Source organism: Streptomyces minutiscleroticus, assembly GCF_014650875.1.
GTDB lineage: Bacteria > Actinomycetota > Actinomycetes > Streptomycetales > Streptomycetaceae > Streptomyces > Streptomyces minutiscleroticus.
The window spans coordinates 12,034-35,232 of the sequence record NZ_BMVU01000058.1 but is presented as its reverse complement, the minus strand read 5'-3'; the positions used below and the strand labels follow the sequence as shown (position 1 = coordinate 35,232).

The 23,199-nt window shown below is 73.0% G+C and carries 14 protein-coding genes and 1 pseudogene; 7 read left to right on the top strand and 8 right to left on the bottom strand.

Annotated features, from left to right (window positions below):
• From IE271_RS33905 to IE271_RS33895, 3 genes and pseudogenes are all read left to right on the top strand, one after another.
• Window positions 1-97, top strand: a pseudogene (locus tag IE271_RS33905) (ABC transporter ATP-binding protein); the annotation flags it as partial.
• 145 nt (window positions 98-242) lie between these two features.
• Window positions 243-2,507: a CDP-glycerol glycerophosphotransferase family protein gene (locus IE271_RS33900; RefSeq protein ID WP_190194322.1), complete on the top strand. Its 2,265-nt coding sequence runs from the start codon at window positions 243-245 to the stop codon at window positions 2,505-2,507.
• Entirely contained in the window at window positions 2,504-4,198 is a 1,695-nt protein-coding gene (locus tag IE271_RS33895) for a glycosyltransferase family 2 protein (RefSeq protein ID WP_190194321.1), read from the top strand. Before IE271_RS33900 ends, IE271_RS33895 begins: the two co-directional genes overlap by 4 nt.
• Before the next feature lie 133 nt (window positions 4,199-4,331).
• On the opposite strand, the gene IE271_RS33890 is transcribed toward IE271_RS33895, so the two are convergent.
• Both IE271_RS33890 and IE271_RS33885 read right to left on the bottom strand, forming a co-directional pair.
• Window positions 4,332-5,960 carry a hypothetical protein gene (locus tag IE271_RS33890; RefSeq protein ID WP_373308881.1) on the bottom strand — a complete coding sequence of 543 codons (1,629 nt, stop codon included), beginning with the start codon at window positions 5,958-5,960 and terminating at the stop codon, window positions 4,332-4,334.
• Window positions 5,961-6,204: 244 nt separating this feature from the next.
• On the bottom strand, window positions 6,205-11,136 hold the full coding sequence (locus IE271_RS33885) for an NAD-glutamate dehydrogenase (RefSeq protein WP_190194320.1): 4,932 nt from the start codon (window positions 11,134-11,136) through the stop codon (window positions 6,205-6,207).
• Window positions 11,137-11,759: 623 nt separating this feature from the next.
• Here IE271_RS33885 and IE271_RS33880 point away from each other — a divergent pair.
• A complete protein-coding gene (locus IE271_RS33880) occupies window positions 11,760-12,326 on the top strand; it encodes a DJ-1/PfpI family protein (protein ID WP_190194319.1) in 567 nt (188 codons plus the stop codon).
• Window positions 12,327-12,528: 202 nt separating this feature from the next.
• On the opposite strand, the gene IE271_RS33875 is transcribed toward IE271_RS33880, so the two are convergent.
• Window positions 12,529-13,197: an HAD family hydrolase gene (locus tag IE271_RS33875; protein WP_190194318.1), complete on the bottom strand. Its 669-nt coding sequence runs from the start codon at window positions 13,195-13,197 to the stop codon at window positions 12,529-12,531.
• A gap of 116 nt (window positions 13,198-13,313) precedes the next feature.
• Window positions 13,314-13,829 carry a DUF6912 family protein gene (locus IE271_RS33870; protein ID WP_190194317.1) on the bottom strand — a complete coding sequence of 172 codons (516 nt, stop codon included), beginning with the start codon at window positions 13,827-13,829 and terminating at the stop codon, window positions 13,314-13,316.
• Window positions 13,830-14,152: 323 nt separating this feature from the next.
• Between IE271_RS33870 and IE271_RS43440 the strand changes: the two genes are divergently transcribed.
• Window positions 14,153-14,950 (top strand): Rv3235 family protein, encoded by a 798-nt coding sequence (locus tag IE271_RS43440; RefSeq protein ID WP_308435233.1) that lies wholly within the window; start codon window positions 14,153-14,155, stop codon window positions 14,948-14,950.
• Window positions 14,951-15,146: 196 nt separating this feature from the next.
• Here IE271_RS43440 and secA read toward each other — a convergent pair whose 3' ends face one another.
• Window positions 15,147-17,954 (bottom strand): preprotein translocase subunit SecA, encoded by a 2,808-nt coding sequence (gene secA, locus IE271_RS33860; RefSeq protein WP_190194316.1) that lies wholly within the window; start codon window positions 17,952-17,954, stop codon window positions 15,147-15,149.
• 235 nt (window positions 17,955-18,189) lie between these two features.
• On the opposite strand from secA, the gene IE271_RS33855 reads away from it, so the two are divergent.
• Both IE271_RS33855 and IE271_RS33850 read left to right on the top strand, forming a co-directional pair.
• On the top strand, window positions 18,190-18,762 hold the full coding sequence (locus IE271_RS33855; RefSeq protein WP_190194315.1) for a GNAT family N-acetyltransferase: 573 nt from the start codon (window positions 18,190-18,192) through the stop codon (window positions 18,760-18,762).
• A gap of 286 nt (window positions 18,763-19,048) precedes the next feature.
• Complete coding sequence (locus IE271_RS33850; RefSeq protein WP_190194314.1) at window positions 19,049-20,239, top strand: winged helix-turn-helix domain-containing protein; 1,191 nt, start codon at window positions 19,049-19,051, stop codon at window positions 20,237-20,239.
• A 118-nt stretch (window positions 20,240-20,357) separates the two neighbouring features.
• Here the strand turns inward: IE271_RS33850 and IE271_RS33845 are convergent, their stop codons facing one another.
• The 3 genes from IE271_RS33845 to IE271_RS33835 form a co-directional block, all read right to left on the bottom strand.
• Entirely contained in the window at window positions 20,358-21,104 is a 747-nt protein-coding gene (locus tag IE271_RS33845) for a response regulator (RefSeq protein ID WP_190194313.1), read from the bottom strand.
• A 207-nt stretch (window positions 21,105-21,311) separates the two neighbouring features.
• Window positions 21,312-22,004 carry a ribosome hibernation-promoting factor, HPF/YfiA family gene (gene hpf / locus IE271_RS33840; protein WP_373308880.1) on the bottom strand — a complete coding sequence of 231 codons (693 nt, stop codon included), beginning with the start codon at window positions 22,002-22,004 and terminating at the stop codon, window positions 21,312-21,314.
• Window positions 22,005-22,320: 316 nt separating this feature from the next.
• Window positions 22,321-23,187, bottom strand: coding sequence for a ComF family protein (locus IE271_RS33835; RefSeq protein WP_190194311.1), 867 nt, complete (start codon window positions 23,185-23,187; stop codon window positions 22,321-22,323).
• Window positions 23,188-23,199 lie beyond the last annotated feature (12 nt).

The following is a 23,199-nucleotide window of genomic DNA, read 5'->3' as shown; positions in this document are numbered from 1 at the left end:
CTGCGACCGGGTGCTGTGGCTGGAACGCGGCGAGCTGCGCATGGACGGGCCCACCGAAGAGGTCATGAAGGAGTACGAGAAGTTCACCGGCAAGTAGACCGGCACGAGAGCACGAGCGCGGCAGGGCCCCGTCGGAGATTCCGGCGGGGCTCTTCCGCGTCCCGCCGCCGGGGCCGACGCACCCCGGAACACAGATCAACAGCTCATACACCTTTAGTCCGTTTAATGACACTATGACCACTATGGTGCGTAGTAAGGCGAAGGAGACGGAGAACGGGCCGGAGCCCGGCGGGCGCCGCGCCCCGGAGCTGAGCGTCGTCGTGCACGGCCCGAACACGCAGGGGCGCCTGGGCGAGCTGCTGGACTCCCTGGAGGCCGAGCCGTTCGCGGGCGTCGAGGTGGTGGTGGCCGCCGTCGGCGACTGGGCCCGGCAGGAGGCGGAGGAGCACGCGGCCCGCGACGGGCGCATGGTGGTCGTACCGCTGCCGGAGGGCACCGGGGACGGCGCGGCGCGGACCGCCGGCGCCGCCCGCGCCACGGGCCGCTGGCTGCACTTCGTGCACGCCAAGGACGGCGTCCCGGCGGGCGCCCCGCGCACGGTCGCCGACCGCGTCGCCGAACTGCCCGACACCGTGGACGTCCTGCTCACCGACCACGTCCGCTCGGCCTGGAACACCGCGGGCACCCTGAGCAACGACGGCCGCGTACTGGCCCGCGCGGGCCGCCGGACCGTGGCGCCGGCCGAGCTGCCGAGCCTGCTGCGGACGATCCCGCTGCTCGGCAACCGGGTCGTGCGCGCCGGCTTCTGGCGCGCCCACGAGGAGCGCCTGCGCGCGGACGACGAGCGGTACGCCGCGCTCGCCGTCCTGCTGCTCGCGGGCCGGGTGGCGTGCCTCGGGCAGCCCGCCCTCCACGACCGGCGGCTGCGGCCGGAGAGCATGCCCCCGGGCGAGCCGGAGGAGCGGTACGCGGTCGTCGACCGGTACGAGGACCTGCTGCGGCTCGCCGCGGACCGGCCCGCGCTGCACGGCACGCTGTACGACCTGATGGTCCGCGACTGCCTGCGGACCTTCGCCCGCTCGGCGCTGCCCGAGCCGGTGGCCCGGGAGTTCTTCCGCCGGGCGGCGCGGGCGGCCGCGGCCTGGCGCCCGGCGGGCCGGGACCGCCCCGCGGGCTTCGAGGGCGTGCGCCGCGCGCTGCTGGAGCGGGACGCGTACGCCGAGTACCGCGCGCTCCAGACGGCGAACCGCACGCGGCGGGCGGTGCGGTCGGCGGTCAGGAGCGGCGGCCGCCGCGTGGAAGCGGCGGTGCGCGACCACCGCTACCGCAGGGCGCTCACCGCCCCCGTCGATCCCCACCTGGCCGTCTTCTCCGCCTACTGGGACCGCGGCGTGGCCTGCAACCCGGCGGCCGTCGCCGCGAAGCTCGCCGAACTCGCCCCGCACGTCCACCCCGTGTGGGTGGTGTCCGCGCGCAACGCGCCCCTCGTCCCGCCCGGCACCGACCACGTCGTGCCCGGCAGCCGCCGCCACCGGGAGGTCCTGGCACGGGCCAAGTACCTCGTCAACAACGTCAACTTCCCCAACGCCGTGGTGAAGCGCCCCGACGCGGTCCACCTCCAGACCCACCACGGCACCCCGCTCAAGCGCATGGGCCTGGACCAGCTCCAGTACCCGGCCGCGGCCCAGGGCCTGGACTTCCCGAGCCTGCTCGCCCGGATCGACCGGTGGGACTACAGCGTCTCGGCCAACACCCACTCCACCCGCATGTGGCAGCGCGCCTACCCCGCCCGGTACGTCTCGCTCGACCACGGCTACCCCCGCAACGACGTCTACTACTCCGCGACCGCCGACGACGTCCTCGCGGTCCGCGCCCGCCTCGGGATCGAACCCGGCCGCACCGCGGTCCTGTACGCGCCCACGCACCGCGACTACGAGGCCGGCTGGACGCCCCGCCTGGACCTCGTCTCGCTGGCCGAGCGGCTCGGCGAGGACACGGTCCTGCTGGTGCGCGGCCACTACTTCTACGGCGGCGCCACCTCGCCCCTCGCGCACCTGCGCCGCAGCGGCCGCGTCGTCGACGTGTCCTCCTACGACCCGGTCGAGGAGCTGTGCCTGGCCGCGGACGCGCTGGTCACGGACTACTCGTCGATCATGTTCGACTACGCCAACCTGGACCGCCCGATCGTCGTGTACGCCGACGACTGGGAGACGTACGCGACGACGCGCGGCGTCTACTTCGACCTGCTCGCCGAGCCGCCCGGGCAGGTCGCCCGCACCCAGGACGAGCTGGCGGACGTCTTCGCGTCCGGCGCCTGGCGCGACGAGGCCGCCGCCAAGCTGCGGGCCGCCTTCCGGCGCCGCTTCTGCGAGTTCGACGACGGGCGCGCCGCCGAGCGCGTCGTGCGCCGCGTCTTCCTCGGCGAGCCGGAGGAGGCGCTGCCGCCCGTGGTCCCCGTCGACGAGCGCACCCCCGCGCCGAGCCCCGAGGAGGCCGCCACCCGATGACCGCGACGACCCCGACGACCCCGACGGCCGTGCCGGCCGCGCCGGACACGGCGTCCCCCGACGTCACCGTGACCGTCATCGTCCACAACGACGCCGGGCGGCTGCCGCGCGCGGTCGCCTCGGTGCTCCGCCAGACGCACGCCGGACTCGAAGTGATCATCAGCGACGACCACTCGACGGACGAGACGCCGCAGGTGGCCCGGGCGCTGGCGGAGAGCGACCCGCGGGTCCGCTACCTGCGCCTGCCGGAGAACAGCGGCGGCTGCAGCGCACCCCGCAACCGGGCGATCGAGCTCGCCCGCGCCCCGTACCTGATGTTCCTCGACAGCGACGACGAGCTGCCCGGGCGGGCCGTGGAGACGCTGCTCGCCGCCCACCGCGAGCAGGAGATCGACTTCGCGATGGGCGCGGTGGAGCGGGTCCGCGTGGACACCGGGCGGCGGTCGACGTGGATGGCGCACCTGGTGGACGAGCGGCGCACCGTGCACGGCATCGAGTCCGACCCGCGCCTGTTCTTCGAGCACCTGTCGACCAGCAAGATGTACGCGCGCGCCTTCCTGGACCGGCACGGCCTGCGCTTCCCCGAGGGCATCCACTACGAGGACCAGCTCTTCTCGGCCCAGGCGTACTGCCTGGCCAAGGCGTTCACGATCGTCCCGGAGCCGGTCTACCGCTGGTACATCGCCCCGTACGCGTCCGCCGAGACGGCGTCGATCTCCAACCAGCGCCACCGCCTGGAGAACGTCCGCGACCGCGTCCACGTCCAGCGGCTGATCGACGCCTTCCTGGCGGAGAGCGGCCATGAGCCGGTGCGCGAGGACAAGGACCACAAGTTCCTCAAGCACGACTTCCGGATGTACGCGGGCGACCTGCCGTACCGGGACGACGCGTGGCTGTCCGGCTTCGCCGACCTGGTGAACCCCTATCTGGAGACGCTGTCCCCGGGCGCGTACGAGCGGCTGCCGCGCCCCGAGCGCGTGGTGCTCCAGCTGGTGCGCGACCGGCGGCTGACGGAGGCGCGGCTGGCCGCGCGCGGGCTCGGCCACGGCGTGGCCCCGCGGGCGACGGTCGTGGCGGAGGGCCGGACGTACTGGGGCGAGGAGGTGCCGGCCACGGAGGCGGCCCGCCGCGAACTGGACGTGAGCGACCAGGAGTACGACGTCCGGCCGCTCGCGACCGCGCAGTTCCGGCACGAGATCGTGTCGCTCTGTCCCGGTCCCGGCATGGCCCTCGACCTCGTCGTGCGCACCTACGACCCCGGGCTGCGGCTGCCGGTCGGACCGCAGCGGGCGGGCGTGGTCATGACGCCGGGTCGGCACCGGATGACGGTCCCGTTCCGGACGGACCCGGTGCGCCCCGGCGTCTTCGAGGGCCGGGTCCGCGTCGACCTGGCCGCCGCGCGCCTCCCGGTCCAGGGCTTCGCGGGCGTCCGCCACCCGCTCCTGCAGCTGGACGTCGCGGGTGCGCGGAACAGGGGCCTGCTGCTGGCTCCCCTGGACTTCCCCCGCATGACGGCCAGCGCCGGCGGCCACCGGGTGACGGTGGAGCCGGAGGGCCGCGGCGCGGGCCGCCTCCAGGTGCGGTGGCAGCCGGTCGGGGTGACGGCGCGGCTGGTCCGGCCGGCCGCCCGGGCCGTGGCGCGGCCACGGGTGCGCACGGCGGCGCGCCTGGTGCGCGGCGTGCTGCGCTGAGCGGTGCCGAGCACGTGAAGGGGGCCGTCCCCCGCGGGACGGCCCCCTTCACGCCACCGCCGGTCCCCCATCGCGCTCTCCCCCGCCCACGTCACCGCGGCCCCTCACCACGTTCTCCCACCCCCCGCCCACGTCACCGCGGGCCTCGCCGTCCTCCCCCGTCCACCACCTCGTACAGCACCTGTCCCCCGCCGGGCCCCGCGGCCCGTTCCCGCAGGTTCGTCAGTCCGCGCGTGATCTCCGCGGCCCGTGCGCGCGGTGCCACCACCCAGCGCACCCCGTACCGGCGCAGGGTCCGCGCCCGTTCCCCGGCGGACGTCCCGGCCGCGTAGAAGCCGCGCACCGCCGCCTCCCGCCGGTCCTCGTCCGGGAGGAAGAAGTCGGGGTAGCCGGGGGCCACGGTGTACGGCCCGTACGCGGGGATCTGGCGGGCCGGGAACCGCTCCGCCATCACCACGTCGCCGTAGCGCACCCACGGGGTGGTCCAGTGGTAGCCCGTCCACGGCTTGCGGTAGTGGTCGGCGAGCGGCGCCGGCAGCGCCTGCGGGCGGATCACGTAGCCGAGCGCCCCGGACTGGGCGCAGAAGCCGGCGAGCAGGGCCGGGACCAGGAGGACGCCGAACGTCCGCCGTACCGCCGCGCGCCCGTCCCCCGTCACCGCCAGCGCGGCGGCGAGCTGCGCCGGGATCAGCGCGGCGGGCAGCGCCCGGCCCCACGAGTAGTGGCCGGTGGCCCGGCCGGCCGCGTACAGCAGCGCGCCGAGGGCGAAGAAGAGGACGAGCGGGTCCCGGCGGTCGCGCCGCAGGCGCACGGCGAGCGCCGCGACGCCCAGCAGCGCCAGGCCGTAGTGGGCGAGCGGCTCGCGGTACAGCGGCCGGTGGATCGCGTCCAGGCTGTCGGCGCCGAACAGCGCGAAGAAGTCGTAGTACGGCCAGAGCGCGAGCACGGCGAGGCCCAGGAGCAGCGCGGCCGCGAGCCGGGGCCGCACCGCGCGCGGCAGCCCCCTCGCGCCGAGCACGGCCGCCAGCGCGCCCAGCGAGGCGACCACGCCCGAGAACTGGTGGCAGAGCAGGATCACCGCCCACATCGCCCCCAGTCCGCAGAAGGCCGGCCACCCGGCCGGGCCGCGCAGCGCCCGGGTCAGCAGCGCCCAGAAGTGGAAGGCGAGGCCGAGCGCGAGGGCGCTGGGGTAGGCGGCGCCCAGGGCGAGGGAGTGCAGGCCGGGGAAGCCGGACCACATGAACCGCTCGGTGCCCCACAGGAACAGCACGCACAGGACGGCGAGGGCGGGCGCCGCACGCCGCCCGCCCAGCGTCCGTACGTATCGCACGATGCCCGTGGCCAGCAGCGTCAGGGCGACGAGCGCCGCGCCGCGCAGGACGACGAAGACGGACAGGCCGCTGATCCGGGCGAGCCCGCCGAGGAGCACCGTCCAGGGCGAGTAGTACGGGCTGGGCGTGGCGGCGTCGACCAGCGGGTTGCCGGGGTGGACCAGGTCCTCGCGCAGGCGCAGGACGGTCGCCGCGTGCATCCCGAGGTCGCCGGCCCACGGCAGGCGCGCGACCACGGCGAGCAGCAGGACGGCGAGCAGGGCCACGGCCGTCCAGGGCAGGGCCGCGAGGAGGGCGGGGCCGTGGCCGGAGGCACCCGTCCCGGCGGCCGGGGCGGGTGCCGTGCCGGCGGCGCGGGGCGTACGGGGACGCTCCCGCCCGGCCCCGGCCGGCGGGGCGTCGGGCGTCCGGACGGCCTTGGTGGGCTTCACGGTCAAGGTCCGGATCCTCCGCGTGCGGTCGTCACTTGTCGGGCGATCCATCGACCTTATTCCGAAAAGTCCCTTTCGTTATGGAATGACAACGGCGAGCGGTGACGGCGGCCGCCGTCACCGCTCCGGACACACGGAAGCGGGGGCGCCCCGTCCTCCGGGACGCCCCCGCTCCACCTCACCTCACCTCACGCTCCGCGCGCCCGGGTGGGCGGGCACTCGGGCGCGGGCGCACGGCGGGGCGCTATCCGTGCGACCGCAGCAGCGTGCGCATCGTCCGCATCGCCACCGACAGGTTCGCCAGGTCGAAGGAGTCCGAGTGCTGGATCTCCTCCAGGGTCGCCCGCGCCCGGCCCAGGATCGCCGTGTTCTTCTGCTCCCACGCCTTGAAGCGCTCCTCCGGCGTCGACGTGCCGTTGCCCGCGGCGAGCACGTCGGCGGTGAGGGAGGCGTGGGCGGCGTACAGGTCCTCGCGGATCGACGCGCGGGCCATCGACTGCCAGCGGTCGGCCCGCGGCAGCTCGATGATGCGGTCCATGAGCTGGGTGATCCGCAGCCGGTCGGCGAGGTCGTAGTAGACCTCCGCGACGTCCATCACGTCCTTGTCCGTGCGGTCGGCCACCGAGACGATGTCGAGCGCCGGGAAGGCCGAGGAGAAGCCGGCCACGTGCTGCGCCAGCTCCTCCGGCACGCCCGCGTCGGTCAGCTCCGCGTGGATCCGCCGGTACCACTCCAGGTCCGCGCCGCGCAGCAGCCGGGGCAGCTCGGTCCAGACCTGCTCGACGCGCTTCTTGAAGAAGGTGATCGTGCCGCTGAGCTCCAGCGGCTGCGGCCGGTTGTTGAGCAGCCAGCGCGTGCCGCGCTCGACGAGGCGGCGCGAGTGGAGCCGGATGCGGGTCTGCACGGCCGCGTCGACCTTGTTGTCCAGTGCCTCGACGGCGTCCCACACCTCGCTCGAACCGAAGATGGCGCGGGCCGCGGTCTGCGCCCGGACGATCTCCTCGAGGGAGGCGCCGGTCTCCTCGCGCAGCCGGTGCAGGAAGCTCGTGCCGCCCGTGTTCACGGTGTCGTTGACCAGCACCGTGGTGACGATCTCGCGGCGCAGCGCGTGCCCGTCGATCCGGGCGCGGAACTTCTTGCGCAGCTCCGTCGGGAAGTACGCGTGCAGCAGGCTCTGCAGGTACGGGTCGTCGGGCAGCTCCGTGGCCAGCAGCTCCTCGGCGACCGTGATCTTCGTGTAGGCCAGGAGCACGGCCGTCTCGGGTCCGGTCAGGCCGTGCCCGGCGTTCAGCCGCTCGCGGATCTGCCGGTCGGTGGGCAGGAACTCCAGGGCCCGGTCGAGGTGGCCCTCGCGCACCAGGTGGCGCAGGAAGCGCTGCTGGGCGTGGAGCATGTCGGAGGACTGGGCGAGGGCGTTGGCGATGGCCGTGTTCTGCGCGTAGTTGTTGCGCAGGACCAGCTTGCCGACCTCGTCGGTCATCCGGGCGAGCAGGTTGTTGCGCTGCTTGACCGTCAGGTCACCGTTGGCCACGACCGAGTTGAGCAGGATCTTGATGTTCACCTCGTGGTCGGAGGTGTCCACGCCGGCGCTGTTGTCGATGGCGTCGGTGTTGATCTTTCCGCCGCGCTGGGCGAACTCGATGCGGCCGAGCTGGGTCAGGCCCAGGTTGCCGCCCTCGCCGACGACGCGGACCCGCAGGTCGGCGCCGTCGACGCGGATCGCGTCGTTGCCCTTGTCGCCGACGTCCGCGTGCGACTCGGCCGAGGCCTTGACGTACGTGCCGATGCCGCCGTTCCACAGCAGGTCGACCGGCGCCCTGAGGACCGCCTTCATCAGGTCGGCCGGCGTCATCTTGCTGACGCCCGCCTCGATGCCCAGGGCATCGCGGATGTGCGCGTTGAGCTGGATCGACTTGGCGGTGCGGGGGAAGACGCCGCCGCCCTGCGACAGCAGCTCCTTGTCGTAGTCGGCCCAGGAGCTGCGCGGCAGCTCGAACAGGCGGCGCCGCTCGGCGTACGAGGTGGCCGCGTCCGGGTTCGGGTCGATGAAGATGTGCCGGTGGTCGAAGGCGGCGACCAGGCGGATGTGCTCGCTGAGCAGCATGCCGTTGCCGAACACGTCGCCGGACATGTCGCCGACGCCGACCACGGTGAAGTCCTCGGACTGGGTGTCCACGCCCAGCTCCCGGAAGTGCCGCTTGACGGACTCCCAGGCGCCGCGGGCGGTGATGCCCATCTTCTTGTGGTCGTAGCCGGCCGAGCCGCCGGAGGCGAAGGCGTCGCCGAGCCAGAAGTCGTAGCTCTCGGCGACCTCGTTGGCGATGTCGGAGAAGGTCGCGGTGCCCTTGTCGGCGGCGACGACGAGGTAGGTGTCGTCCCCGTCGTGGCGCACGACGCCCTGCGGCGGCACGACCTCGCCGGCCACCATGTTGTCGGTGATGTCCAGCAGCGCGGAGATGAAGGTCCGGTAGCTGCGGACGCCCTCCGCGAGCCAGGCGTCGCGGTCCACGGACGGGTCGGGCAGCTGCTTGGCGACGAAGCCGCCCTTCGCGCCGACCGGCACGATGACGGTGTTCTTCACCATCTGCGCCTTGACCAGGCCGAGGATCTCCGTGCGGAAGTCCTCGCGCCGGTCGGACCAGCGCAGACCGCCGCGCGCGACCTTGCCGAACCTGAGGTGCACGCCCTCGACCTTCGGCGAGTACACCCAGATCTCGTACGCCGGACGCGGTGCCGGCAGGTCCGGGATGGCCTGCGGGTCGAACTTCATGGAGACGTACTCGTGCGGCCTGCCGCCCTCCGCCTCCTGGAAGAAGTTCGTGCGCAGCGTCGCCTTGATCAGGTGCAGGAAGGAGCGCAGGATGCGGTCCTCGTCGAGCGAGGCGACCTGGTCGAGGGCGGCGTCCAGCTCCTCCAGGAGGGCGTCGGTCAGCTCCGTGCCGGCCCGCTGGCGGTCCGGCGACATCCGCGCCTCGAACAGCGAGACGAGCAGCCGGGTGGTGTGGACGTTGGTGCGGAGGGTGTCCTCCATGTAGTCCTGGCTGAAGGTCGAGCCGGCCTGGCGCAGGTACTTGGCGTAGGCGCGCAGCACCATCGCCTGGCGCCAGTCGAGCCCGGCCCTCAGCACCAGCGCGTTGAAGCCGTCGTTCTCGGCCAGCCCCGTCCAGGTGGCGGCGAACGCCTCCTGGAACCGCTCGCGCCCGTCGTCGCCCAGGTAGTCGCCGTTGCCGCCGGCCGGCACGGGCATCCGCAGACCGAAGTCGTAGACCCACGCGGTGGTGCGGTCGGCGCAGCGCAGCTCGTAGGGCCGCTCGTCGGTGACCTCGACGCCGAGCCGGCTGAGCACCGGCAGCACCGCGGACAGGGAGACCGAGCCGCCCTTGCGGTAGATCTTGAAGCGGCGCTCGCCGGGCGTGGCGCCCACCGGCTCGTACAGGCTGAGGGCGAAGTCCTCGTCCTCGCCGAGCCGTTCGAGGTGGACCAGGTCGGCGACCGCCGCGCGCGGGGAGTGGTCGGCCTTGTAGCCCTCCGGGAAGGCGTTGCCGTAGCCGCGCAGCAGCTCGGCGGCGCGCTCCTCGCCGAACTCGGTGTTCAGCGCCTCGGCGAAGCCGTCGGCCCAGGAGCGGGCGGCCTCGGCCAGCCGGGACTCGATGCGCTCCTTGTCGGCGTCGGACAGCTCCGGCAGCTCGGTGCCCTGCTCCACGCGGACCACGAAGTGCAGCCGGGACAGGACCGACTCGGTGTTCCAGGCGGTGAAGTCGACGCTGGTGCCGCCGAGCTCCTCCTTGAGGATGTCGATGATCCGCAGCCGGACGCCCGTGGTGTAGCGGTCGCGCGGCAGGTAGACGAGGGCCGAGTAGTAGCGGCCGTACTCGTCCTGGCGCAGGTACAGCCGCAGCCGGCGCCGCTCCTGCAGGTACAGGACGCTGGTGACGATGGCCCGCAGTTCGTCGGCCGGCGTCTGGAACAGCTCGTCGCGCGGGTACGTCTCCAGGATCTGCAGCAGGTCGCGCCCGTCGTGGCTGTTGGGCGAGAAGCCCGAGCCCCTGAGGACCTCGTCGACCTTGCGGCGCACGACCGGCACCCGGCGCACCGACTCGGTGTACGCGGCCGAGGAGAACAGGCCGAGGAAGCGGCGCTCCCCGACCACGTTCCCCTTCTCGTCGAACTTCTTCACGCCGACGTAGTCGAGGTAGCTCGGCCGGTGCACGGTGGCCCGGCTGTTGGCCTTGGTCAGCACCAGCAGCCGGTGCTCGCGGGCCTTGGCGCGGGCGTCGTCGGGCAGCCGCTCGAAGGGCGGGCCGACGGGGTGGTCGTCCTCGCCGGTGTGCTGCGGGTCGGAGCGCAGGATGCCGAGGCCGGTGCCCGGCACGGCGGCCAGCGAGTCGTCCTCGCGCAGCTCGTACTCGCGGTAGCCGAGGAAGGTGAAGTGGTCGTCGCTGAGCCAGCGCAGCAGCTCGCGGGCCTCCTCGACCTCCTGGTCGCGCAGGTCGTCGGCGGTCGGCTCGGTGGGCAGCTCGTCGGCGATGCGCAGCGCGGCGTCGCGCATCTTCTCCCAGTCCTCGACGGCCTCGCGGACGTCGGACAGGACGCGCAGCAGGTCGCTGGTGATCTGCTTGAGGTCCGCGCGGTCGGTCTCGCGGTCGATCTCGACGTGGATCCAGGACTCCACCGAGGCGTCGTGCGGCAGGTCGCCGGCGGGCCGGCCGGGCAGCAGCTCCAGGAGCTTGCCGGTGACGTCGCGGCGGACGACGAGCTGCGGGTGGATGACGACGTGGATGCCGCGCCCCTGCCGGGACAGCTCGTTGGTGACGGAGTCCACCAGGAACGGCATGTCGTCCGTGACCACCTCGACCACGGAGTGGCTGCACGTCCAGCCGTTCTCCTCGACGGTCGGGGTGTGCACCCGCACGCTGGCGGTGCCCTGGGGGCGGTTCTCGGCCAGTCTGTAGTGGGAGAAGGCGGCACCGAAGACGTCGACCGGGTCGCGGTCGGACAGGTCCTCCGGGGCGGTGTGCAGGTAGTAGCGCTGGAGGAACGCGGTCACGGTGTCCGGGTCGGGGGTGTCCTCGCTCGTCGTCCCGGTCGGTAGGTGACCACCCACCGGACTGTTCTCAGCTACCCGGGCCGCCCGTTCGAGCAGCTCGGCCTTGGCTTCGTCCAGCTTGGTCTGCATTGTCCTCTGGCTCCTGTCGCGCGCCGTTGCGTGACGTCGAAGAAAGTGAAGAAACGACGCAGCGCCGCGACGCGGGGTCTCCGGTCTGCTTCGACGCTATGCCGCAAGGTGAGATGAGCGGGGGGTTATCGGCCATGTTCCGGGGTTTGCACGACTGTGGCGTTGGCGACAACGGCCACGGCACCCCCGGGGTGCGGTCCTGCCCGCGAGGACCAGCGACCGCCCGGGCTCGGAGGCACTCCGACCGCACCGGGCGCAGAGCACGGGCAGGAGTGCCCGTGCGACCTATTGCGCTGATCACGGAACAAGGCTATCGCTCCCGGCGGGGGCCACGTCATGAGCCGTATGTGTACAAAACCGAGGATAGGTTTTTGACGTTCTGCACAGGGGCGCGGCGGGCCGGGATGTGAAGGAACTCCCCGAAACGGGGCGCCCGGCGCGGAAAACCGCATCCCGGCCGCGTCCCGGGGCGGAGGTCCGCATCCCCGCGCGGCGTCCGGGTGCGGACGCGGACCGTCCCGGCGCGGGGCACGGGGCCCCTTGGCAAAGGCCCGCGGCGGAGGCACGTTGACCGGGACGGCGCGCCCGGCGGAGGTGCGCTCTGTCGAGGGGAGCGCAGCGACATGGCGGCGAAGATCCTGATCGTGACCGGCGACGCGGCGGAGGCACTGGAGGTCCTGTACCCCTACCAACGGCTCCGGGAGGAGGGCTACGACGTGCACGTCGCGGCCCCGGCCCGCAAGAAACTCCGCTTCGTGATCCATGATTTCGAGCCGGGCTTCGACACGTACACCGAGAAGCCCGGCTACGTCTGGCCCGCGGACCTGGCCTTCGCCGAGGTCGACCCCGGCCAGTACGCCGCCCTGGTGGTCCCCGGCGGCCGCGCCCCGGAGTACCTGCGCAACGATCCGGAGCTCCGCAAGATCCTGAGGGCCTTCTTCGAGACGGACCGGCCCGTGGCCCAGATCTGCCACGGCCCGCTGCTGACCGCGGCGGTCGACGGACTCCGCGGCCGCCGCGTCACGGCGTACCCCGCCCTGGAGCCCGACATGCAGGCCGCGGGCGCGACCTTCCAGGACGCGGAGACGGTGGTGGACGGCACCCTGGTCTCGGCCCGCTCCTGGCCGGACCACTCACGGTGGATGCGCGAGTTCCTGACGGTACTGAGGGCCAAGGCCCCGCTGGGGTAGGGGCGCCGGGGCGGGCCCGGGCGGAGGGAACGTGCTCGGGGCGGCTCCGGGCGGAGGGGGCGGCCGCCGGGGACCACCAGGGCGGCGTACTGGCCGGGGCACCGGGTGCCCGCAGCGGCCGCCCGTGGCTCGGGCGCCTGGGACGGCGGACACGGCCGGACGGCGGGCGCGGCCGGACGGCGGGTCCGGGCCGCTGCCGGGCCTACGCCGCCAGGCGTCTCGCCTCCGCGACCGCCTCCGTCAGCGTGTCCACGACCGGCACGCCCACCACTTCGAGGCTGGCGCGGCCGTGCGAACCGCCGGTGTACAGCACCGCCCGCGCCCCCACGTGCCGCGCGGCCAGCGCGTCGTCGGCGGCGTCTCCGATCACGACCGTACGGGCGGGGTCGACGCCGACGAGCGCCTCCAGGTGCCGCACCATGTGCTCGGCCTTGCTGCCGCCCGAGGGCCCCGTACGCCCGTCGACCCGCACGAAGTGCGCCTCGATGCCGAAGTCGCGCACCAGCGGCACCAGCTCCTCGTGCCCGTACATGGACAGGATCGACTGGCTGTGCCCGGCGGCGCCCCAGTCGGACAGCAGCCCCGGCACGCCCTCGGCCAGCCCGCACACCAGCCGGTGCTCCGCGTAGTACCGGTGGAACGTCTCGTCCATCACGAGCCACTCGGCGTCCGTGGGCAGCCGCCCCATCAGCCGCTCGTAGAACCGCGGCACCGGCACGCAGTACAGCTCGCGGTACTGCTCCAGCGTGATCGGTTCGAACCCCAGCTCCGCGAAGGCGGCGTTCGTCGCGCCTATGACCGCGTCGGTGTCGTGGAACAGCGTCCCGTTCCAGTCCCAGACGATGTGCGCGGCCGCTCCCTGCTTCCCCATACCGGCAACGTACCCGCCCCCGCCGACAACGCCGTCACCGAGGCGGCCGGGAGGCCACAGCACCCACAGCACCCACAGCGCCCGCGGCGCCCGCGGCGTCCGGGGCGCCCGCGTGCTCAGTCGTCCCGTCCCACCAGGTTGGGGATCTCCTGCGTGGCGAACCACAGCAGCTCGTGGTCCTCCGCCCCGTCCACGATGAACTGCGCGTCGTCGTCCCCGCGGTCCGCCGCGCCCAGCGCGTCCGCGGCGGCCGAGACGTCCGCCTCGGCCTCGTCGGAGTCGACGTGCACGGCCGCGGCCTTCGCCAGGGCCACGGGCGCGGCGACCCGCACCTCGCCGAGCGCGGAGGGCTCCAGGCTGCGGTCGGGGTCGGCGGAGGCCGCCCCGTCGGCCACATCGACGGCCACGACGACCCGCCGCCGCGGGGCGCCGGGGTCGAGCGCGAGCAGCCGCAGCGAGGCGGCGGCGGCACGGTTCAGGGCCGCGTACTCCAGCTCCTCGATGTCGTCGGAGAGGTACCACTCGCGCAGCGCGGGGGTGACGGCGTACGCGAGGAACGGCCCCGATCCCAGCTCACCCGTCTTGTGCGCCTCGGCGAGACCGGGGAGGGTCAGGGGGACGTAGACGCGCATGGCTCAGCCGCTTTCGTAGTCGGAGGTCTCCTCGGGACGGCGCTCGCGCACCGCCGCGGAGGACCTTCAGGATACGTGCGGCCGTCCCCTTTCGGGTTCCCACCGGCCCCGCCCCCGGCGTCAACCCTGCGCCCGTGACGCGTACGGCACACCCCTGTCTTCCAGGGCGTGTCCGCCTCCCGTTCACCCGGGAAGGCGAACTTTCCGCATGGGCCGGGCCGGTTCCGGCGCCCCTTGCGACGCGCCCCTCCGCCCCCGTACAAGAACCCCCGACGAGAGTTACCGCCCGGTATTCACCGGGTCTCACGGAACGGGGACGCCGCATGAACAAGGTGATGACGAGGACGAGGACGAGGACGAGGACGAGGACCGGTCCGGGGACGGGGACAATGACAGGGACGGGCCCGGCGACGACGGCAACGCCGGCCCCGGGAACGGGAGGTCCGAGGCCGGACACGGAGACGGGACCGGCCCCGGGGGCGGACGCGGGAACGGGAGGCCCGAGGCCGGACACGGGCACGGGCACGGGAGCCACCCCCAAGCCGAACACGGGGACGGAGCGGGTCCTGAGGCCGGACGCGAGGACGGGACGGACCCCGAGGTCGACGCCGGGCGCGGGCACCCGCCCGCCGGGCCGCCGCGACACCCGCCGCCCCGGCGGGACCCCGCCCCGCAGGACCCCGGGCGGCGACCGCCCGCCCGCGGCTCCCCCCACGATCCCGGGGACGGGCCCGGGGACAGGTCCGGGCACGGTCCCGGGCCCGGGGGCCGGCGCGGGCGTCCGTCCCACCGACCTCTTCGCCGACCGCCTCCTCGCCGTCCTGAGCGGTCAGCGCCCCGTGCACTGCATGCTCCGCCACACCGCCGGCCGCGCCTACGACGAGCTGGCGCGGCTCGCCGAACACGGCCCGCTGCGCACCCACGGCGCCCGGCCGGTGGTCCGCGACATCGGCTACTACGTCCCGCGCACCGGCGCGCTCGAGGTGTTCGCCCGCATCGGCGCGGGCGAACAGCTCCGCGCCCTGGCCTTCCGCCTGGAACAGGGCGCCGACCTGCGCTGGCGCTGCACGGCCGTGGAACTGGGCGTCCCCCACCCACCACACACCGCCCCCGGCGCCTGACCGCGCCCGCCCACCGGCAGAGCCGAAACCGACCCCACGGACCAGCCCCCACTGACCAGCCCCGGGGGATCACCGAGATCACCGACCAGCCGAGGACCACCACACACGGCGAGGGGCCACCGCACACGGCGAAGGGCCGGGCATCCTCCGATGCCCGGCCCTTCGCCGTTCCGTACGCCCCGGCGGGACGCCGCCCTCACTTCTTGCGGCGGCGACCCTTCTGCTGCTTGCGGCGCTCCGCGCGGGTGAGGCCGTCCGCCTCCGACCGCACCGGCTCGTCGCCGTTGGCGAAGTCGCCCTCGACGACGCCGCCCTCGCCGTCGACGGTCGGCGCGGAGAAGTGCAGCCGGTCCGGCCGCTGCGGCGCGTCCAGGCCCTTGGCGCGGATCTCCGGACGGGCGCCCGCGGGCACCGCGTCCTCCTCCTTGGTGAGCGACGGCGCGGCGTCCTCGACCGGGACCTCCTCGACCTGCTGCTCGACCTGGACCTCCAGGTTGAACAGGTAGCCGACGGACTCCTCCTTGATGCCCTCCATCATGGCGGTGAACATGTCGAAGCCCTCGCGCTGGTACTCGACCAGCGGGTCCTTCTGCGCCATGGCGCGCAGGCCGATGCCCTCCTGGAGGTAGTCCATCTCGTAGAGGTGCTCGCGCCACTTGCGGTCCAGCACCGAGAGGACGACCCGGCGCTCCAGCTCACGCATGATCTCGGAGCCGAGCTGCGCCTCGCGCGCCTCGTACTGCTCGTGGATGTCGTCCTTGACGGACTCGGAGATGAACTCCGCCGTGAGGCCCGCGCGGTCGCCCGCCGCCTCCTCCAGCTCCTCGACGGTGACCTTCACCGGGTAGAGCTGTCTGAAGGCGCCCCACAGCCGGTCCAGGTCCCACTCCTCGGCGAAGCCCTCGGCGGTCTCGGCGGCGATGTAGGCGTCGATCGTGTCGTCCATGAAGTGCTGGATCTGCTCCTGCAGGTCCTCGCCCTCCAGGACACGGCGGCGCTCGCCGTAGATGACCTCGCGCTGGCGGTTGAGGACCTCGTCGTACTTCAGGACGTTCTTGCGGGTCTCGAAGTTCTGCTGCTCGACCTGCGACTGGGCGGAGGCGATGGCCCGGGTGACCATCTTGTTCTCGATCGGCACGTCGTCCGGGACGTTCGCCATCGACATGACGCGCTCCACCATCTGCGCCTTGAACAGGCGCATCAGGTCGTCGCCCAGGGAGAGGTAGAACCGGGACTCGCCGGGGTCGCCCTGGCGGCCGGAACGACCGCGCAGCTGGTTGTCGATACGACGGGACTCGTGCCGCTCGGTGCCGAGGACGTAGAGCCCGCCGAGCTCCTTGACCTCCTCGTTCTCCGCCTTCACGGCCGCCTCGGCGCGCTCCAGGGCGGCGGGCAGGGCCGCGGCCCACTCCTCGATGTGCTCCTCGGGATCGAGGCCGCGCTGGCGCAGCTCCGCCTCGGCGAGGTCCTCGGGGTTGCCGCCGAGCTTGATGTCCGTACCGCGGCCGGCCATGTTCGTGGCGACCGTGACGGCACCCTTGCGGCCCGCCTGCGCGACGATCGTCGCCTCGCGGTCGTGCTGCTTGGCGTTCAGCACCTCGTGCTGGATGCCGCGCTTGCTGAGCTGCTGCGAGAGGTACTCGGACTTCTCGACCGAGGTGGTGCCGACGAGGATCGGCTGGCCCTTCTCGTGCTTCTCGGCGATGTCGTCGACCACCGCGTCGAACTTGGCGACCTCCGTGCGGTAGATCAGGTCCGAGCGGTCCTTGCGGATCATCGGCTTGTTCGTCGGGATCGGCACGACGCCGAGCTTGTAGATCTGGTGGAACTCCGCGGCCTCGGTCATCGCCGTACCGGTCATGCCGGAGAGCTTGTTGTAGAGGCGGAAGAAGTTCTGCAGGGTGATCGTGGCGAGCGTCTGGTTCTCGTCCTTGATGTCCACCCCTTCCTTCGCCTCGATCGCCTGGTGCATGCCCTCGTTGTAGCGGCGGCCGGCGAGGATACGGCCGGTGTGCTCGTCGACGATCATGACTTCGCCGTCGATGACGACGTAGTCCTTGTCCTTCTTGAAGAGCTCCTTGGCCTTGATGGCGTTGTTCAGGTAGCCCACCAGCGGCGTGTTGACCGACTCGTAGAGGTTGTCGATGCCGAGCCAGTCCTCGACCTTGGAGACGCCGGACTCGTGGATGGCCACGGTCCGCTTCTTCTCGTCGACCTCGTAGTCGCCGGTCTCCTCGATGCCCTTCAGGGGGTTGCCGGGCTCGCCCCTCTTCAGGCGCGTGACCAGCTTGGCGAAGTCGCCGTACCACTTGGTGGCCTGGTCGGCGGGGCCGGAGATGATCAGCGGCGTACGGGCCTCGTCGACGAGGATGGAGTCGACCTCGTCGACGATCGCGAAGTTGTGGCCGCGCTGCACCAGCTCGTCCTTCGACCACGCCATGTTGTCGCGCAGGTAGTCGAAGCCGAACTCGTTGTTGGTGCCGTAGGTGATGTCGCACGCGTACTGCTCGCGGCGCTGGGCCGGCGTCATGTTCGCGAGGATGCAGCCGACGGTCAGGCCCAGGAACTTGTGGACGCGGCCCATCATCTCGGAGTCGCGCTCGGCCAGGTAGTCGTTGACCGTGATGAGGTGGACGCCGTCCCCGGACAGCGCGTTCAGGTACGCGGGCAGGGTGCCGACCAGGGTCTTGCCCTCACCGGTCTTCATCTCGGCCACGTAGCCGAGGTGGAGCGCGGCACCGCCCATGAGCTGCACGTCGTAGTGGCGCTGGCCCAGGACGCGCTTGGCGGCCTCGCGGACGGTCGCGAACGCCTCGGGCAGCAGGTCGTCCAGGCTCTCGCCGTCCTGGTAACGCTGCTTGTACTCGTCGGTGAGGGCCCGCAGCTCGGCGTCGGAGAGGTCGACGAAGTCCTCTTCGATGGAGTTGACCTGGTCCGCGATGCGGTGCAGCTTGCGCAGGATCTTGCCTTCGCCTGCACGCATGATCTTCGAGAGGACGGACACGGGGGTTTGTCTCCTTGCCGGTCGGGCCTGGGACGGTCGGGTCGTGAACGGACGGATCGAGCAACGGCCATCGTAAGCGAGGACCGCACCGGGCCGGGAGGTCTGGCCACGACAGCCATCAGGACAACGCACGGGAGTCGCGGAAGGTGCCGCTTTCCCGTACCAAAAAGTAATCACATGCTCACGCAGGGCAAACGAATGGCCGCCCCGCCGCCGCTCCCGCGAGAATCGGCCGATGGACCCCGTCACCCTCACCTCCCCGCGGCTCCTCCTGCGCACCGTCGGCCCGCAGGACACCGACGCCGTGCACGCCGCGGCCCAGGACCCCGACATCCAGCGCTGGACCACGGTCCCCTCGCCCTATCTGTACGAGCACGCGCGGAGCTTCACCGAGCAGATGGTGCCCGACGGATGGGCGGACGACTCGATGTTCACGTTCGGCGCCTTCCTGCCCGAGGACGGCGCGCTCGTCGCCATGCTGGGCCTGACGACGCGCTCCGCGGGGGTCGTGGAGATCGGCTTCTGGGCGGCGAAGGAGCACCGGGGCAGGGGCTACGTCACCGAGGCCGCGCTCGCCGTCTGCCGCTGGGCGTTCACGCGGATCGCCGCCGACCGCGTGGAGTGGCGCGCGGAGGTCGGCAACGGGGCGTCCCGGGCGGTCGCCGAGCGCGCGGGCTTCCGCGTGGAGGGCGTGCTGCGCGCGGGGATCGTCAACAAGGGGACGCGCCGCGACTGCTGGGTCGGCTCCCTGCTGCCGCACGACCTGGGTCTGCCGTCGACGGCGCCGTACCTGCCGGCCCGCGGCTGACCGGACGCGCCCCGCCCCGCGCGGACCCGCCGCCCCCCGGCCGCCCGGACGCGGACTGCCCGCGGACCCGCCGGCTCACGTCCGTCCGGCCCGCCGGACGCGGTCGGCCCTGTGCGGCCCCGCCGGCTCGCGGCCGGCCCTGCGGGGACCCGCCGCCCCCCGGCCCGCCCTGTGCGGGCCCGCCGGTCCCCGCCGTCCCGCGGGCCCGCCGGTCCTCGCGCGACGGGTCCCCTCCGTCGCCGGACGGATCCCGTCCGTTGTCAGTGGCACCGCTTATCGTGCGGGCATGACGAGTCTCCCGCGTCCCGCCACCGAGCTCTCCGCCGACGAGGCACGCCGTATCGCCCTGCGCGCCCAGGGGTTCCTGGGCGCGCCCGACCGCAGGGGCGGCGTCCGCGGAGTGCTGCGGCACCTGGGCGCGGTCCAGCTGGACACGATCTCGGTGCTGGCCCGCTCGCACGAACTCGTCCCGTACGCGCGGCTGGGGGCCGTCGGCCGCAGGACCGTGGACGACGCCTACTGGACGCCGGGCCCCGACGGCGCGCCGCACGCCTTCGAGTACTGGTCGCACGCGGCCTGCATCCTGCCCGTGGAGGAGTGGCCGCACTTCGCGTTCCGCCGCCGCGCCTACCGCGCCCGCCCGCACTGGAACCACGAGCTGCCCGACGGCGCCTACGAGCAGGTGATCAAGCAGCTGCGCGCCGAGGGACCGCTCACCGCCACGGAGCTGGGCGGCGCGAAGCGGACCAGCGAGTGGTGGGACTGGTCGGGCGCGAAGGTCGCCGTCGAGCGCGCCCTGATGTACGGGGAGGTGGTCTGCGTCGAGCGCCGCGGCTGGAAGCGGGTGTACGACCTGGCCGAGCGCGCGATCCCGGCGGAGCTGCTGCACGACGAGCTGGACGACGCCGAGTGCCTGCGCCGCCTGGTCCGCCTGGCCGGCCGGTCCCTGGGGGTCGGCACGCGCGCGGACATCGCCGACTACCACCGGCTGAAGGCCGAGCAGGTGGACGCGGTGATCGCGGACTCGGGGCTGGTGCCCGTCACCGTGCGCGGCTGGGGGAAGCCGGCCTGGGCCGACCCGGCGGCCCTGGAGACGGTGCCGCGCGGCCGCCACCGCACGACGCTGCTGTCGCCGTTCGACTCGCTGATCTGGGAACGGGCGCGCACGGAGCGGATCTTCGGCTTCACCCACCGCCTGGAGGCGTACGTCCCGCGTCCCAAGCGCGTGCACGGGTACTTCGCGATGCCGGTGCTCGCGGGCGGCCGGCTCGTCGGCCGCGTGGACCCGGCCCGTGAGGGCCGCACCCTGGTCGCGAAGCAGGTGACGCTGGACGGCCCGAAGGCGGTTCCGGCCACGGCCCAGGCCCTGCTGGAGGCCGCGACCTGGGTGGACTGCACCGATGTCCGGGTGGAGCGCGTCGACGCGCCGGAGCTGCGTGCGCCTCTGATCGCCGCGCTGTCCGGGGCGCTGGACTAGCGCCGGGGCGAGGAGCGGGTCCACGGTCCCGCCGGCCGGGGACCGGAACCTGTAGGGGGGAGAAGGCCGGACGGGGAGGCGACCGGACGGGAGGCGGCCCGGGCCCGCCTCCGCGTCGCTAGCGGATCTCCAGGATCTTCTCGCGCATCGCGTACACCACCGCTTCCATCCGGGAGTGCAGCTGCAGCTTCTCCAGGATGTTGCGCACGTGGTTCTTCACCGTGTTCTCGGAGATGAACAGCTCCTTGGCGATGTCGCGGTTGTTCATCCCCGTGGCGACGAGCTTCAGGACCTCCAGCTCGCGGTCGGTGAGCCGGGGCGCGGGCACCAGGCGCCGCTCGTCGGTGCGCTGGATCATCGACTTGAACTCGGTGAGCAGCTTCGACGCCATCGAGGGGCTGATCTGCGACTGCCCGTCGGCCACGGCACGGATGGCCGTCGCCACCTCGTCGGTGGAGATCTCCTTGAGGAGGTATCCGGTCGCACCGGCCTTGATCGCGTCGTAGAGGTCGGCCTCCTCGTCGCTGATCGTCAGCATGATGATCTTCGCGCTGGGGGCCACCTCCTTGATGGAGGTGCACGCCTCGATGCCGCCGCGCCGGGGCATCCGCACGTCCATCAGGACGATGTCGGGCAGCAGGTCGGCGGCCTTGTCCACCGCCTCGGCGCCGTCCCCGGCCTCCCCGACGACCTCGATGTCCTCCTCGGCCGCCAGCACGATCTCCAGTCCCCGCCGGAAGAGAGCGTGGTCGTCCACCACCAGGACCCTGATGGGCTCCTTGCGCGGGGAGCCCGCGTCCGGGCCCATGCCGACGACGCCGTCGTGGGCATCCTCTTCACGCATCGGTCCGAAGCTGTCCGTCATCGTTCCCTCCCCCTGCGAGGCCGTGGCCGTGTTCCCGCGCCATCGCCAACCCGAGGCTGCGGCCCGCCGGTTGGGGCCGTAGCGGCCATGATTCCATGCCACGCGCGACGGCGCGGCCGACGCCGCGGGAACGCCACTCCTCGCACACCGGTGCCCCTGGGACCGCGCACGCGCCCAGGGGCACCGGATCAGCCGTCACCGGTCGGGTCAGCCACCGAGCGTGTCACCGGTGGGCGCCTTCTGCGCCTGGGCGACCATCGGGTCCGTGCTGAGGTGGATGACGCCGTAGTCGTACGCGTGCCGCCGGTAGACGACGCTCGGTTCCTTGGTCTCGGAGTCGACGAACAGATAGAAGTCGTGCCCGACCAGCTCCATCTCGTAGAGCGCCTGGTCGAGCGTCATGGGGGAGGCGACGTGCGTCTTCTCCCGGACCACGAGCGGGCCTTCGCCCTTCACCTCGAGGGAGCCGATCTTCTTGACCGGTACGCCGTCCGGTTCCTGCTCCCGGACGATTCCCCCGTTGCCGTCGAGCGTGGCCACGTCGGGGACGGTGTCGGCGACGTCGGCCGCCGAGAGCCTGCCGGTGCCACGCCGCGTCCGGCGCTTGTCGTGCTGCTTGCGCAGTCGTGCGTCGAGCTTGTCGGTCGCCAGGTCCAGCGCCGCGTACGGGTCGCTGGCGGCCGCCTCGGCCCGGATGACAGGTCCGCGGGTCCGCAGGGTGATCTCCACCCGGTCGCTGCGGTCGGCCTGCCTGGGGTTGGGCTCCTTGGACACCTCGACGTCGAGGCTGATCACCTTGCCGTCGAGCTTCTGGATCTTCTCCAGCTTCAGCTTCTCGGCCACGTGTTTGCGGAACCGCTCGGGCACCTCGGTCTTGCGGCCCTTGACGACGATGTCCACGCAGAACTCCGTTCCCGGATCGCCCCGCTTCCTGTGGCGGGGCATCTCCATTTCGCACCGGCCCCGGAGCGTCCCGGAGCCTCGGACTCGGTGACTTCCACCTCCTCCTCCCCCGTACGCGAGATCTCCATCCCACCGGTGCGGGTGATTGAGGAAAAACCCGCGTCACGGCATTCGGATATACGAGGGAGGGCGTCAGCCTTTCCCTCATGACCGAACATATCTCGCTCGGACGGATGTCGTCACCCTCTACTGGCCCGTACCTCCATTCCGATGAATTGAACCCGTCGCCACCTGCGGCGACGCAACTACGGAATCAGTTCTCGTTTATTTCGAAAGACGTGGGAGAAGCAGCCACCACCGCCGCGCCGAGCGTGCACCGCCCGCTGTTCGCACAGCACATTCCGCCGGCCCTCTCCGTCCGGTCGTCCCCTGTCCGGGCCGGATCCGGTATCTCCTCGCGACCGGCTTCGTCCGTCACCCGTCCGTAGATCTTCGTTCCCTCCCCGGCCCCTCTCATCGTTCCGAGGTACCCCGCTTTCGCGAGGGCAACGCCCAGCGCTCGCGCCGCCTCCGTCAACGTGGCTCCCGTGGTCATCAGATCGTCCACGACGACCACGCGGCCGCATCCCGCGAGCAGCCGGGCACCCGCCGCCGGCACGGTCAGGGCGCCCGCGACGTTCTCCAGCCGCCGCCGGGCGCCGAGCCCCGCCTGGTCGGCCACCGCACGCCGCGGCCGCAGCACGCCGAGGACCCGCGCGGGCGTCCCGGACCGCCGCAGCTCCCCGGCGGCGGCCAGCGCGATCCGCCGCACCGGGTCGTGCCCGCGCGCCCGCACGGCCCCGCGGGCCGAGGGCACGGGCACGAGCGCCACCCCGCCCGCCGCGGCGGAGGCCGGTCCCGCCCGCACCGCGCCCGCCAGGGCCGCGCCGAGCGGGGCGGCCAGCGGCAGCGCGCCCCGCTCCTTGTGCGCGAGCAGTACGGCCCGTACCTCGTCCGCGTACGGGGCGGCGGCGTGCACCACGGGCAGGCCCCGCGGCTCCGGCCGGGGGCGCACCCGGCACGGCGCGGTCCCGCCCAGGACGGCGCGGCACCGCGGGCACAGCACCGTGCGCCCCCGCCCGCAGCCTCCGCACTCGGCCGGCAGGACCAGGTCGGTGAGGTCCTGCCACCACCTCCGCATGGGCACCACTGT

Excerpts from the sequence above, each read along its gene's own strand:
- IE271_RS33900 (WP_190194322.1), top strand. The coding sequence starts at position 243 with ATGGTGCGTAGTAAGGCGAAGGAGACGGAGAACGGGCCGGAGCCCGGC.
- IE271_RS33895 (WP_190194321.1), top strand. The coding sequence starts at position 2,504 with ATGACCGCGACGACCCCGACGACCCCGACGGCCGTGCCGGCCGCGCCG.
- IE271_RS33885 (WP_190194320.1), bottom strand. The coding sequence starts at position 11,136 with ATGCAGACCAAGCTGGACGAAGCCAAGGCCGAGCTGCTCGAACGGGCG.
- IE271_RS33880 (WP_190194319.1), top strand. The coding sequence starts at position 11,760 with ATGGCGGCGAAGATCCTGATCGTGACCGGCGACGCGGCGGAGGCACTG.
- IE271_RS33875 (WP_190194318.1), bottom strand. The coding sequence starts at position 13,197 with ATGGGGAAGCAGGGAGCGGCCGCGCACATCGTCTGGGACTGGAACGGG.
- IE271_RS33870 (WP_190194317.1), bottom strand. The coding sequence starts at position 13,829 with ATGCGCGTCTACGTCCCCCTGACCCTCCCCGGTCTCGCCGAGGCGCAC.
- IE271_RS43440 (WP_308435233.1), top strand. The coding sequence starts at position 14,153 with ATGAACAAGGTGATGACGAGGACGAGGACGAGGACGAGGACGAGGACC.
- IE271_RS33855 (WP_190194315.1), top strand. The coding sequence starts at position 18,190 with ATGGACCCCGTCACCCTCACCTCCCCGCGGCTCCTCCTGCGCACCGTC.
- IE271_RS33850 (WP_190194314.1), top strand. The coding sequence starts at position 19,049 with ATGACGAGTCTCCCGCGTCCCGCCACCGAGCTCTCCGCCGACGAGGCA.
- IE271_RS33845 (WP_190194313.1), bottom strand. The coding sequence starts at position 21,104 with ATGACGGACAGCTTCGGACCGATGCGTGAAGAGGATGCCCACGACGGC.
- IE271_RS33835 (WP_190194311.1), bottom strand. The coding sequence starts at position 23,187 with ATGCGGAGGTGGTGGCAGGACCTCACCGACCTGGTCCTGCCGGCCGAG.